Origin of the sequence: Streptomyces sp. Je 1-79 (genome assembly GCF_025195125.1) — a bacterium.
Lineage (GTDB): Bacteria > Actinomycetota > Actinomycetes > Streptomycetales > Streptomycetaceae > Streptomyces.
In genome coordinates this window covers 21340-34288 of sequence record NZ_JAMGSL010000020.1, presented here as the reverse complement: position 1 = coordinate 34288, position 12949 = coordinate 21340, and the positions used below count along the sequence as shown (strand labels likewise).

At 73.0% G+C, this 12949-nt stretch carries 13 protein-coding genes; 4 read left to right on the top strand and 9 right to left on the bottom strand.

Annotation, left to right across the window (positions count from 1 at the left end; genetic code table 11):
- Positions 1–158: 158 nt before the first annotated feature.
- Positions 159–893, top strand: a complete 735-nt coding sequence (locus M5362_RS31020) for a translation initiation factor IF-2 (RefSeq protein ID WP_260231177.1) — start codon at positions 159–161, stop codon at positions 891–893.
- 83 nt (positions 894–976) lie between these two features.
- On the opposite strand, the gene M5362_RS31015 is transcribed toward M5362_RS31020, so the two are convergent.
- Entirely contained in the window at positions 977–2089 is a 1113-nt protein-coding gene (locus tag M5362_RS31015; RefSeq protein WP_260231176.1) for a sensor histidine kinase KdpD, read from the bottom strand.
- Between the two features lie 4 nt (positions 2090–2093).
- Entirely contained in the window at positions 2094–2927 is an 834-nt protein-coding gene (locus M5362_RS31010) for a response regulator transcription factor (protein ID WP_260231175.1), read from the bottom strand.
- 197 nt (positions 2928–3124) lie between these two features.
- Here M5362_RS31010 and M5362_RS31005 point away from each other — a divergent pair, with 197 nt between their 5' ends.
- Entirely contained in the window at positions 3125–3646 is a 522-nt protein-coding gene (locus M5362_RS31005; RefSeq protein WP_260231264.1) for a DM13 domain-containing protein, read from the top strand.
- A 63-nt stretch (positions 3647–3709) separates the two neighbouring features.
- Here M5362_RS31005 and M5362_RS31000 read toward each other — a convergent pair whose 3' ends face one another.
- On the bottom strand, positions 3710–4195 hold the full coding sequence (locus M5362_RS31000; protein WP_260231174.1) for an SRPBCC family protein: 486 nt from the start codon (positions 4193–4195) through the stop codon (positions 3710–3712).
- A 161-nt stretch (positions 4196–4356) separates the two neighbouring features.
- Positions 4357–5811 (bottom strand): cytosine permease, encoded by a 1455-nt coding sequence (locus M5362_RS30995; protein ID WP_260231173.1) that lies wholly within the window; start codon positions 5809–5811, stop codon positions 4357–4359.
- Positions 5812–5880: 69 nt separating this feature from the next.
- Here M5362_RS30995 and M5362_RS30990 point away from each other — a divergent pair, with 69 nt between their 5' ends.
- Together M5362_RS30990 and M5362_RS30985 are read left to right on the top strand one after the other, a co-directional pair.
- A complete protein-coding gene (locus M5362_RS30990; protein ID WP_260231172.1) occupies positions 5881–6528 on the top strand; it encodes a TetR/AcrR family transcriptional regulator in 648 nt (215 codons plus the stop codon).
- Between the two features lie 31 nt (positions 6529–6559).
- Entirely contained in the window at positions 6560–8182 is a 1623-nt protein-coding gene (locus M5362_RS30985; protein WP_260231171.1) for an amidohydrolase, read from the top strand.
- A gap of 3 nt (positions 8183–8185) precedes the next feature.
- Here the strand turns inward: M5362_RS30985 and bla are convergent, their stop codons facing one another.
- The 5 genes from bla to M5362_RS30960 form a co-directional block, all read right to left on the bottom strand.
- Complete coding sequence (gene bla / locus M5362_RS30980) at positions 8186–9115, bottom strand: class A beta-lactamase (RefSeq protein WP_260231170.1); 930 nt, start codon at positions 9113–9115, stop codon at positions 8186–8188.
- 263 nt (positions 9116–9378) lie between these two features.
- Positions 9379–10584: an ABC transporter permease gene (locus tag M5362_RS30975; RefSeq protein WP_260231169.1), complete on the bottom strand. Its 1206-nt coding sequence runs from the start codon at positions 10582–10584 to the stop codon at positions 9379–9381.
- On the bottom strand, positions 10584–11333 hold the full coding sequence (locus M5362_RS30970; protein ID WP_260231168.1) for an ABC transporter ATP-binding protein: 750 nt from the start codon (positions 11331–11333) through the stop codon (positions 10584–10586). The genes M5362_RS30975 and M5362_RS30970 overlap by 1 nt, the downstream gene beginning before the upstream one ends.
- Entirely contained in the window at positions 11330–12388 is a 1059-nt protein-coding gene (locus M5362_RS30965; RefSeq protein ID WP_260231167.1) for a peptidoglycan-binding protein, read from the bottom strand. Before M5362_RS30965 ends, M5362_RS30970 begins: the two co-directional genes overlap by 4 nt.
- Entirely contained in the window at positions 12385–12888 is a 504-nt protein-coding gene (locus M5362_RS30960; RefSeq protein WP_260231166.1) for a hypothetical protein, read from the bottom strand. Before M5362_RS30960 ends, M5362_RS30965 begins: the two co-directional genes overlap by 4 nt.
- Positions 12889–12949: the final 61 nt, after the last annotated feature.

Genomic DNA, 12949 nt, shown 5'->3' with positions numbered 1-12949 from the left:
CGTGGGGCCGGCGCTGCCTGCCCGCGCGGTCGGGGACCTCATCGAGGGGTGAACTGCCGTACGGGCAAGCCGACTCGGGCGGCATGAGTACGATCACCTACGCCGGTCCGAGTACGCGAGCGGTCGCCCGCCGCGCGGGGTGACGGAAGGGTGGACGCATGCGCCGACTGCTGCTGCTCGCACCGCTGTTACTGGTCACCGTCGGCTGCGGGGTGATGCAGAACTCCGAGGGCGAGGCGACGGACGCCGCACGAGAGGTGGCCAGGAAGGCGGGCGAAAGGCTCTACGGCCAGCGCCCGCGCACGGCGGAGGAGGTCGGACGGTCCGCTTCCGGCATCGACGGGGTGGAGGTCCTGCGGGTGACGGGCACCTCGACACACGACGGGGACGGCGTCGACCTGGTCGTCCGCACGTCCGGCTCGGCGTACAACGGATGGTTCGACGTCGAAGAGGTCGACGTGCGGCGCTGCTTCGCGGTTCGGGTGTCGCCCACGTCGGAGTGGCGTGAGGATCCCCGCGAGGTGGGCTGCCCCGACGGCCCTCCGCTGACCTTCGCCCCGCCACCCGAACCGCCGCGGCTGCCGTACGAGGAACTCCGCGCGAGACTTCCCCGGGTGCCGGCGGGCGGCCGGGCGGACGAGGCCGAGGTGCACCGTCTGCTCGCCGCGCTGGACCTGGATCCGGCGATCCGTACCGAGGTGAAGGCGGACGGCGACCGGGTCGGCGTCCTCCTTTCGGTGAAGGGCAACGGCTTCGACGCGCAGGACTGCCTTGTGGCCCGCGTGGGCCCCGGCGACACCAGGGTATGGGTACCGTCCCGGATCCAGCGGATGCCCGGAGAGGGCGGCTGCACCATCGGCAACGCCCTGAACCCGCAACCACCACCGCACTGAACGGGCTGACGTCCGGGTCGCCGTCGGTCGCGGGCGTCTCGGTACCGGACCGGGTCCGAGCTCCCGTGGGTGGGGCGAGGTCGTTACGAGCGGGCAGCGGGGAGCGTGACCTCGAAGCGGCAGCCGCCGTCCACGTTACGTACATCGGCGCTGCCCGCGTGCGCCTCCACGATGCCCCGGACGATGGCGAGACCGAGGCCCGCCCCGGCCGGCGGAGTCCGGGCCTCCGTGCCGCGCCAGCCCGTGTCGAAGACGCGCGGCAACTCGTCGACGGGGATGCCGCCGCAGCCGTCCGTGACCGACAGGACCACCGAGTCGGCGCGGCACTCCGCGGCGACGGCGACCGTGCCGTCGGCCGGGGTGTGACGGATGGCGTTCACCAGGAGGTTCGCCAGGACCCGCGTCATCTCCCGGCCGTCGACCTCCACCGGAACCGGCGCGACCCGCTCGCCCACGAGCCGCACTCCCTGTTCGCGCGCGAGCGGCACCGCGCCGGCCAGGGCGTCGCCCACGAGATCGTGGACCGAGACGCGGACCGGGCTCAGGGCCAGCGCGCCTGCGTGGATACGGGAGAGCTCGAACAGATCCCCCACCATGCCGTTGAGCCGGTCGACCTCCGTCCGGATCTGCCGGTGGTAGCGGGCCGGGTCCGCGACCACACCGTCCTCCAGAGCCTCGGACATGGCCCGCAGGCCGGCGAGCGGCGTCCGCAGATCGTGCGAGATCCAGGCGACGAGCTCCCGCCGGGACGCCTCCAGGGCGCGCTCGCGCTCCCGGGACGCGGCCAGCCGCGCGCTGGTGGCCGCCAACTCCCGGCTGAGCGCCGCCAGTTCGGCCGGAGCGGGCAGGCCGGGCGCGGTGAACACCCCGCCCTCTCCGAACTCCCGGGCCGCCACGGCCAGCTCCCGACAGCTGACGACGACGCGGCGGCCCAGCAGGAGCGCCGTACCGAGCGAGACGGCGGCGGCCATCGCGACGACCGTGGTGACCACGGAGAGGTCGTGCGGCGACAGGAACATCGCCCACGCCACCGCGAGCGTCCCGGAGAGCATCGCCGTCACGGCGACGCCGGCGACGACGGCGAGCGACACCGCGACCGACCGGCTCCGTGACAACCGCAGCAGGCCCGCGCCCAGAAGTCCGGCCGCGGCGGCGCCCACGAAGGCGTACAGGGCGATGAGGAGTATGTCGCGCACGGTCTCAACTCTCCGGCGTGGGCGTGGGCGTGGGCGTGGGCGTGGGCGTGGGCGTGGGCGTGGGGGTGCGCGTGGGCGTCGGCGTGAGCGTCGGCGGCGACGGGAGCGCGAGCGTTCCGGCCGTCGCACCGGTGGTCCCGTCGAAGCGGTAGCCGACGCCCCAGACCGTCTGGATCAGCAGAGGACGCGCCGGATCGTCCTCGATCTTCCCGCGCAGCCGGCGGACATGGACCGTGACCGTCGACAGGTCGCCGAAGTCCCACCCCCACACCTCCCGCATCAGCCGCTCGCGGTCGCACACCTCTCCCGCATGGGTCAGGAAGTAGCTCAGCAGGTCGAACTCGCGCAGCGTCAGCGCCAGAGGCCGGCCGTCCTTGGCCGCGCGGCGGGCCCCCGGGTCGACCTCGAGACCGCCCAGACGCAGCAGCGGTCCCGGCTGCCGTACGGCGGTGTGCCGGCGGAGCACGGCCTCCACGCGCAGGACCAGTTCACGGGGGCTGAAGGGCTTGGTGACGTAGTCGTCGGCGCCGATCTCGAGGCCGAGGATGCGGTCCTCCTCGTCGCTGCGCGCCGTCAGCATGATGACCGGAACCGGCCCGAGGGCCCGCAGCTCCCGGCAGACCTCCAGCCCGTCCATGCCCGGCAGCATGAGATCGAGGACCACGAGGTCCGGCCGGCGCGCCCCGGCGGCCGCCAGCGCGGACGGGCCGTCGGCCACCCGCTCGGCGGTGAATCCGGCCCGTTCCAGATAGCCGGTGACCACCTCGGCGACGGTCGGATCGTCGTCCACGACGAGGACGCGAGGCGCTGTCCGCGGGGACTGTTCAGGCTGCTGCATGACGCCAGCCTCGCACCGGTCACGGCCCGGGACGGCCTTCGGGGGCGCGGAGGACGGAGCCGTAAGACTTTCGTCATCAGGCCGGACATGGCGCGACGTGCACCGACTGGGGTGGAATGCCCTGGACGGAAGCAGAACGGCACTCAGGAAGGACGACCGTGGTACGTGGGCGCAGGAGGTCGCTGCTCTGGGGCGCGATGGTGGCGGCGGTGGCGCTGGCGGCGCTGGGGCTCTACTGGTTCCAGCCCTGGAAGTTGTGGCAGAACGAGACGGTCGACGAAGCCCTGCCGACGGCGGCGCCCGGCTCCGCCTCCTGGCCCGGCGCTGCGGACCCGGACCCGGGCCCGGACCCGAGTCCGGCCTCCGGGCCGCGGACGCTCGCGCAGGGCACCTTGATCAGCCACGAGCACAGCACCACCGGCACGGCGAAGCTCATCCGCCTCGCCGACGGCAGCCTCACCCTGCGTCTGGAGGACCTGGACACCAGCAACGGCCCGGACCTGCGCGTCTGGCTGACGGACGCCCCGGTGAAGGAGGGTGTGGCCGGCTGGCGCGTCTTCGACGACGGCAGGTACATCAGCCTGGGCAAGCTGAAGGGCAACAAGGGGGACCAGAACTACCCGCTCCCGCCGGGCACCGACCCGTCCGCCTTCACGAGCGTCACCATCTGGTGCGACCGCTTCGACGTCTCCTTCGGCGCGGCAGGCCTCACGGCGTGACGGCACCCGAGGGGGCCGCGTCCGAGGGGGCGGTGCCGCCGCGCGGTCCCCTCGGACGACGCCTCATGGCGCGGCGACCGTCGCGGCCCGTGCGATCCGGTCGAGGGTCGTGCGCATACCGTGGCGGTTCACGGCGATCCGACGCTCCGGGTTCGTTCCCGCGAAGACCGTGCCGAGGAGCTCGGTGAGGCGCGAGGCACGGCCGGTTCGCAGGTCCTGCCAGGTCTCGGTCACGCGAGTGCCGGTGCCCTCGGCGGCGAAGCGGTAGCCCCAGCGGGCGATCGGGAGCCCGAAGACGCCGACGTCGAAGGTGAACTCCTCGCCCACGCGGGCCGCGGAGATCCGACCCGTCGTGAACCAGACGAACGGCCCCCGCCGGTTCAAGCCGACGAACCGGCTGCCGGCCCCCACGGGAGGGCGCCGCACCCAGACGCGCCTGCACTCGGGGCTCCACCGGCCCATGGCGCGCAGGTCCGCCACCAGCCGGTAGACGACCTCCGGCGCGGCGTCCACCACGACGGACTCCTCAAGACTCCACTGGCGCTCCATCGGCGACCTCCCTGTCGTTCCGTGGGACCTTACCGGCCGGTAGGAGAGTCGACCGCCCTGATCCCGGAAGTCGTCCGGACGGGCCGCTTCCGGAGTGCCGCAGGGGCGGCTCGGCCTACCGGACGGGTACGCCCGAGGGCGCCCCCACCCGACCTCGGGGCCTAGCCGCCCGCCCGCGCGGCGAGGACCGTCTTCGACCTCCGCATCAGGAGGGCGTAGCCCGCCGAGGTGACGACGATGCCGAACGGCAGGGCGAGGTCCACTCCGCCCAGGGCCCCGGCGATCGGGCCCGTATACAGCGTGTTGACGCACAGCGCCGCCGCCGCGACACCCGCTCCGAGCGCGAGCGCGCCGGCCCGGTTGACCCCGCCCGAGTACCAGAAGGGGCTCGCCGGAGACTCGTCCATCAGCGCGGGGCCGTCGTAGCGGTTGCGGCGCAGCGCGATGTCGGTGGCGTACAGCGCCATGGCGGGGCCGAGGAGTACGACGGTCAGCTGGAGCACGTTGCTGACGGTGTCGAGGAAATTGGACACGAGCAGGGCGTACAGCGTCAGGGCCGAGGCGACGGCGCCGTCGACGATCACGCTGAAGGAGCGGCGGATGCGGATGCCCACCGCCTGGAGGGCCAGGCCGGCGCTGTACGCGGTCAGGGCGTTGATCGAGATCGTGCCGAGGACGAGCGCGAGCAGGAACACCGGGGTGAACCAACCGGGCAGGATCTGCTCCAGCGCCGTCTGCGGGTCGGTCATGTCGACGGCGGTCGCGGCCAGCGCCCCCAGCGAACAGACGCCGACGCTGGGCAGGAAGCCGCCGAGCGCGGTCCAGCCGACGATCGCCCCGGAGGAAGCCGTACGCGGCAGATAGCGCGAGAAGTCGGCGCTGGTGGTGTACGACAGCGGGCCCGAGGCGATCACCGTGACGCCCGCGAGGAGTGTCGCCCAGAGGTCCACACCGCTCAGCGAACCCTCGGGCGCGTAGCCGAAGTCGGCGTGCAGCAGCACCGCGTAGGCCACCACGCCGAAGGCGGCGGTGAGGGCGACCGTGATCGGCAGGTAGAGCTTCACGATCAGGGCGTGCCCGTAGACGCTGATGGTCAGCGTGGCCGCCGCGATGGCCAGGACGACGGCGATCTTGACCGCGGTGTTCGTCGGCAGACCGGTCCTGGCGACCAGGGCGAAGGCCGCGGACGCGGCGGCGGCCAGGTTCAGGGCGAAGTAGCAGACGGAGATCATCCAGCCGGTGACCGCGTTGTTCACACGGTTGCCGCGTACGCCGTACATCGCCCGGGTGATCACCTCGCTGGGCGCGCCCGCCGCGGGGCCGGACATCGCGAGCACTCCGGTGAGCAGCCAGAACAGATTGCCCACGACGATCACCGCGAGCGCCTGCCCCAGGCTCAGACCCATGAGGATCAGGGCGCCGCCGATGACCAGGCTGAGGTAGTTGACGTTGGCCGCGGCCCAGACGGCGAACAGCTCACGGGGACGGCCGTGGCGCTCGGAATCGGGGATGTGGTCGATGCCGTGGACCTCGACCCGGCCCGCCCGGTCGGTGTCGGGCGGCGTGAGATGCGCGCCCTGAGCGCCGGGGCTGGGGTCGGGAAGGGTGGAAGCCATGAGGCCCTCCGGATGCGTGTCGTGCCCACCTGCTTGCTTATTGGTCGCACACTCAATAGCATCGCCGGTATGTCGTCAAGCGTCCAGCGCAAACGAATCCGCAAATCTCCGGAGGCCCGGCGGGCCGAGATCGTCGAGACCGCGGCCCGCGTCGCCCTGACCGAGGGGCTCGAGTGTGTGACCCTCCGGCGGATCGCCGAGGAACTCGACGTACGCCCCGGACTGATCAGCCACTACTTCCCGTCGGCGGAGGAACTGGTCGCCGAGGCCTTCGCCACGGCCGCCACGGGCGAGCTCGACGCCCTCCTGCCCGCCGACCGGCCGGACGGGACCCCCACGACGTACCTCGCGCGCTACTTCGCGCTCTCGGCCGGAGAGGCGTACGACGACATCAGCCGCCTCTGGACCAACGCCCGGCACCTGAGCCGCTACCGGCCTCTCCTGCGCGACCGGGTCGCCGAGCAGGAGCTCGCGTCCGACGACCGGCTGGAGGGCCTCATCCGGGAGGGCGTGGAACGCGGGGAGTTCCGTACGGACGACCCGCGCACCACGGCCATCCAGATCCTGGTCGTCCTCGACGGCCTCGGCGCCCACGCGAACACCGACCGGAGCGACCGCCCCGAGGCGGTGACCCGGATGGCGATCACCACGGCGGAGCGCGAACTGGGCCTCCCGACCGGCACGCTCGACGCTGCCCCCGGCCGCAGCCCGAACTGACCTTCCCCCACCCGTACTTCCTGGAGCCGTTGTGCGTCCCTCTCTCGTCCTCCTCTCCGCCCGCCTGCTCGACCCCGCCACCGGGCTTCTCCTGCCGGACAGCGCCCTGGCCGTGTCCGGCGGCCGGATCTTCGCCCTGGGTGACGACCGCGAGATACACGCGCTCGCCGACCCCTCGACGACGGTGCTCGACCTCAAGGGCGCCGTCGTCACCCCCGGCCTGACCGACGGGCACCTCCACCCCGTCTCCGGCGCCGAACTCACCCACGGGCTCGACCTGTCGGGCTGCACCGACCTCGTCTCGCTCCGTGAGGCCGTCGCCCGCGAGGTACGTACGCTCGCCCCCGGCGCATGGCTGTTCGGCTGGGGCCTGGACCCGAACGTGTTCGGTGACCGGCCCGTCGAGTCCGCCGCGCTCGTTCCTGTACTGGACGGCGTACCGGCCCTGCTGCAACTCTTCGACGCACACTCCATGCTGGCCAGCCCCCGCGCGCTCGAACTCGCCGGCATCGACGGACCGCGGACCTTCGACCAGGCCGCCGAGATCGTCTGCGACGAGACGGGCAGGCCGACCGGGCTGCTCCTGGAGGACGCGGCCTGCGAACTCGTCGAGCGCGCCGCTCCCCGGCCCACGCACGGCGAGCGCCGCGACCGCCTCGCCGCCGCCCTGCGCCGGATGTCCGCCGCGGGCCTGACCGGCGGTCACGCGATGGACGCCAACGGCGAGAGCCTCGCCCTGTACGCGGAGCTGGAGGCGGCCGGGGAGCTCCCTCTGCGGCTGCGGGTCGCACCCTGGTGCCAGCCCGGCATCGACGTGGAGGGGCTCAAGGCCCTGATCGAGCAGCAGGGCGCGGGCGGGAAGCTGTGGCGCGTTGCGGGCGTGAAGCTCTTCATGGACGGCACGATCGACAACGGCACGGCCTGGCTGGAACGCCCGGACTGCCACGGCGAGTCGACCCACGCCTTCTGGCCCGACCCCGACGTCTACACCCGGATCGTGGGAGAACTGCACCGCGCCGGCGTTCCGACCGCCACCCACGCCATCGGCGACGCGGCGGTACGGCATGTCCTCGACTCCGTCGAGAAGGCCCAGGCGGGCGGCGGCAGCGGAGTGCGGCACCGGATCGAGCACATCGAGAGCGTGCCCGACGACACGCTGGGCCGTTTCGCCGACCTCGGCGTCCTGGCGTCCATGCAGCCGACCCACTGCTGCGACTTCACCCGCGCCGACCACACCGACAACTGGTCCCGCCGTCTCGGCGAGGAGCGCGCCTCGCGCGCGTGGCGCTGCCGCGACCTGCGGGATTCCGGCGCCACGGTCGTTCTCGGCTCCGACTGGCCGATCGCCCCGTTCCCGCCGCTGGGTGTGATGGCGGGTGCCCGCCACCGTCGTCCCTCCCGGGACCTGACCCAGCCCCCGCACGGCCCCGAGCAGGCGCTGACCGCGCTGGAGGCGCTCCAGGGGCTGACGACGGCTCCGGCCCATGCGGCGGGGGAGGAACACGAGGCGGGCCGACTGGCCATCGGGCACCGCGCCGACCTGACGGTCCTCGCGGACAACCCCCTCACCGTCCCGGCGACGGAGCTGGTGGACCTCCCTGTCCTCCTCACCGTCCTCGACGGCCGCACCACTCACCGGGACGCGAGCCTCTGACCGTCAGGACAGGGCCTCCGCCACGGCGGAAGCCGCGTCGGCGATGAGCTTGTCGTCGTACGCGGCGTCGGCGCCGAGGCGGTTGGAGAGGACGGCCAGGACGATCGGGGCCCGGCCGGGCGGCCAGAGGACGGCGATGTCGTTACGGGTGCCGTAGGTGCTGCCGGCTCCGGTCTTGTCGCCGACCGTCCAGCCCTCGGGCACGCCCGCGCGGACGAGTTCCGCTCCGGTGGTGTTGGTGCGCAGCCAGGTGGTCAGCCTGGCGCGCTCGGCGGGCCGGAGAGCGTTGCCGAGGACGAACGTCCGCAGGTCCTGCGCGAGGGCCCGTGGGGTACTGGTGTCGCGTGTGGCGCCGGGCGTCCACTCGTTGAGCTCGGGCTCGCGCCGCTCCATCCGGGTGACGCCGTCGCCCAGCTCCGCGAGAGCCTTCTGCAGGCCCCCGGGGCCGCCGATCTGGTCGAACAGCAGGTTGGCGGCGGTGTTGTCGCTGTACCGCACGGCGGCGTCGCACAGCTCGGCGAGGGTCATCCCGGTGGAGGTGTGCCGTTCCGTCACGGGGGAGTGGGCGACCAGGTCGTCCCGGGAGTACGTGACCACCCGGTTCATGCCGTCGCCGGGGTGCTTGCGCAGCACGGCGCCGGCGGCCAGGGCCTTGAAGGTGGAGGCGTAGGGGAAGCGGGCGCCGTCGTTGTACGCGACCTCACGCCCGCTGCCGGTGTCGAGGGCGTACACGCCCAGTCGGGCGCCGTAGCTCCGTTCCAGCGCCTGGAACCGTGCCCGGGCCGCCTCCACGCCGCCCGGCGCGGTGGCCGACGCCCGTGGCGGCGGGGCGCTGTCGACCGGGGGCCGGGTGTCGCCGCACCCGGAGAGCGGTACGAGCACGAGTGCGGCCAGCACGGCGAGGAGCCGGTGCCGGGGACGGTGAAGCCGCATGATGGAGGCTTTCTGATCGGGCGCCGGACCCCCGACGCTCGGTCTCCGGGGACGGCCGACTGCGTGCTGGGAAGGATCGGTCGTACGCCCCACTCTGCCATCGGCCCCTCCGATCGCGCCGTCCCGCCAGTCGGCCGGTGTGTCCCACGGCGAGGAGCCCACACGGCGTCGGACGGCCGGTGGGGCGAGCCGTCTCCCCGGAGGGGCGTCCGGGACCGCCTTCGCCCCCGGCGCCCCTTGGTCCGTCTTCGGACAGCGCCCCGCTACGCCGCCGCGAGGGCCAGGGTCGGGGACAGGCGGGACGCGCGGACCGCCGGGTACAGGCCCGCGATCGTGCCGATCACCAGCGTCGCCGCGAAGCCGCCGCCCACCGCCCACGGCGGCACCACCCACGGCAGTCCGCCCGTGTACGCGTAGACGCCCGTTGCCGCGCCGCCCAGAGCCACCCCCGCGATGCCGCCGAGGCCGGACAGCATCAGGGACTCCGTGACGAACTGGACCCTGATCTGGCCCCTCGTCGCCCCCAACGAGCGGCGCAGGCCGATCTCGTGGCGTCGTTCCAGAACCGAGATGATCATGGTGTTGGCCACACCGACCCCGCCCACCAGAAGGGCGATCCCGCCCAGGCCCAGGAGCAGCGTGGAGAACGCCCCCTCCGTGGCCGCCTTGGCCCGGAGCGCCGAGGAGGGGTCGCTCACCTGGACGTTCTGCGGGTTCTGAGGATCGATCGTCGGGGCGAGCAGCTTCTGGACCGTCGGCACGGACGCGTCCGTGGACCGCTCGTACACCGCCGTCGGATGCCCGTCGAAGCCCAGCAGCTTCTGCGCGCCCTCCCAGCCCACCAGCGCCGAGCGCTCGATCTCGGGCGCGAGCGGAAGCGGGTCGAGGATGCCGACGACCGTGAAGTACCGGTCGTCGATCCAGACCTGACGCCCCGGCTCGGTGATCCCGAGCCGCTCCGCCGCCACGTGACCGAGGACGACGGACGGATAGCGGCCGTTGGCGGCGTTCAGCCATGTGCCCCTGCCCATGCCGCCGCGCAGCACGTCGAGCATCCCCTCCGTGGCGGCCTTCACCGCGATGCCGCCGGTCTCGGCCTCGGGGATCTTCTCGGAGCGCCGGACGGAGCGCTTGAGTTCGCCGGTGGCGCCGACGTCCTCGACGCCGTCGATCCGTCCCACCATGCCGACCGCGTCCTTGGGCAGCTTGACCTCCTCCCCGCTGAACATGCCCTCGCCCGGCTTCGCCACCAGCATGTTCGTGCCGAGCGCGTCGAGCTGTCGGATCAACTGCGCCTGGCTGGAGGCGGAGATGCCCACCACGGCGATCATCGTGGCGATCCCGATCGCGATTCCCAGCGCCGACAACACCACGCGTACGGGACGGCTGCGCAACCCTGCCGAGCCGACGTGAAGGACGTCACGCGGGGTGAGCCGGGCCGCCTTCAGCGACCTGCGTGTACGGGGCATCAGACGGCGGCCTTTCCGAGCGTGGTGCCGGGCCCGGCGGCCGGGACCGTTCCGGACGCCGTTCCGGACGCCGTGCCGAGCGCCGTGTCGGCCGTGACCCGGCCGTCGCGGAGGCGCACCTGCCGGGGCAACCGCCCCGCGATCTCCGTGTCGTGGGTGATGACGGCGATCGTGGCGCCCTGTTCGTTGAGGTCGTGCAGCAGATCCATCACGGCCTCGCCGGACGCCGAGTCCAGCGCCCCGGTCGGCTCGTCGGCGAGCAGCAGGTCCGGCTCGCCGACGACCGCGCGGGCGATGGCGACGCGCTGCTTCTGCCCGCCGGACAGTTCGTGCGGCCGGTGCTTCATCCGGTCGGCGAGGCCGACGCGGGCGAGAGCGTCGGCGGCCATCGCCCGGCGCCGGGCCCGGGGGAGGCCCGAGTACAGCAGCCCCTCGGCGACGTTCTCCAGCGCGCCGACCCCGGGCACCAGGTGGAACGCCTGGAAGACGAACCCGATGTGGCGGGCGCGCAGCGCGGACAGCCGCCGGTCGGTCAGCGATGCCACGTCGTGCCCCGCGATCTCGACCGTCCCGGCGCTGGGCCGGTCCAGCGTGCCGACGATGTGCAGCAGGGTGGACTTGCCGGAACCGGACGGACCGACGATGCCGAGGAGCTCCCCCTCGCCGACCGCGAGGTCCACCCCGTCGAGGGCGCGGACCCCGCCGGCGTACTCCTTGGTGACGCCGGAGAGTCGTACGACCGTACTCATGCGGACGGCACCCCGACCTTCATCCCCTCGCGCAGCCCGTCGCCGCTGACCTCGACGCGGCCCTGGCCGAACATGCCGAGTTCCACCTCGACGTCCCGCGCCGTGCCGTTCTCGACGACCTGGACGCCGAAGCCGCCGCCGGGCAGCGCGAGCAGCGCGTTGACGGGGACCGAGAGCACGTCCTCGCGGGTCTCGCCGGTGAGGTCGACGGTGACCGGGGACTGGTCGACGCCGGTGACCTTCTCCGGGGTGTCGAAGGAGACCGTGACGTCGATCTTCGGCGTCCGGTCCTGCGGATCGTCGCCCGCGGACGCCGTCCTGCCGACCGACGAGACCTTTCCGCCCACCCGGGTCCCGTCCGGGAGCTGTACGTGGACCCGGGTGCCGGCCTTCGCGAGGCCGGCGTCCGCGACAGGGATCTTGAACCGTACGACGCGCTCGGAACCCGTCACCGTGAGCACCGGCCGCCCCGGCGCGACCTGGTCGCCCGGAGCCGCGCCCGCCTCCTTGACGCGGACCGCGCTGCCGGCGAAGGCGATCGCGTCGGGGCCGACGGTGCCCGTCCGCTTCAGGTCGTGGGACTTCTGCCAGCGCTTCACGGCGTCGGCGGTCTTCGCCGTGAACTCCTCGTCGACCGTGAAGCCGACGTACCCGAGCGCGGCGAGGTTCTCCTCCAGCTGCCGCACGTCCTTGCCCTTGTCGCCGGTCTTCAGCGTCCGGTACATGGGTTCGGCCCCGTACATCAGACGGACGGGGGCGCCGTCGACCTCGTACAGCCGCTCGTCCCGCTCCACCGTGGAGCCGCTCGGGGCGAGCCAGGTGAGGGTTCCGGCCGGGCCGGCGTTGATCTTCCGTTCGCCGAGGTGCCCGAGGGTGCCGTCCTGCTGGGAGCTGTCGCTGAGGTCGCCCCGGGTCACCGGGACCGTCTCGGGCGGAAGCCCCGGGTCGGCGACGGCCCGCGGCTCGTCCGCCTCGCCCAGAGCGGTGACGGCCACGCCGCCGCCCGCGACCGCCGCGATCGTGGCCAGGGCGGCCACCAGCCTGCGCCGGCTCATCGCGACACGCTCTCGCACGCCTTGTTCGCCTTCTCGAACTTCTTCATCTCCGCGCCCTGCGGTATGGGCCGCGCCGCCGACACGCCGCCTTCCCCGAACGTCGGGTCGGGCATGTCGAAGCCGTTCTTCCGCATGCACTGCGCGTACTTGATCATCTTGTCCTTGTCGGCCTGGGTCAGTTCCTTCCCCATGCCGGCCCCGCCCTTGTCACGGCAGGCCTTGAACGCCTTCTCCATCTTCTCCTTGGACATGCCGTCGCCGCCGATGGTCAGGCCGACGCCCTCCTCGCCCGGCTTGGGCTCGGGCACGTCCAGGCCCTGCTCGCGCAGACACTTGCGGTGCTCCAGCGCCTGGTCGGCCTTCTTGCCCTCCTCGCTCACGCTCTCGCTTCCGGTCTTCTTGCCGCCGTCGGCGGTGCACGCGGTGGCGAGGAGGCAGAGGGCGGCGAGCGAGGCCGCCGCGGTCAGCTGGAGGGTCTCTCGGATACGTCGAGTCGTCATGGACCGGATGGTGCGCGCAGGCGGTGTTTCGTTTCTCTCAGCGGATCGGTTTACAGAGACG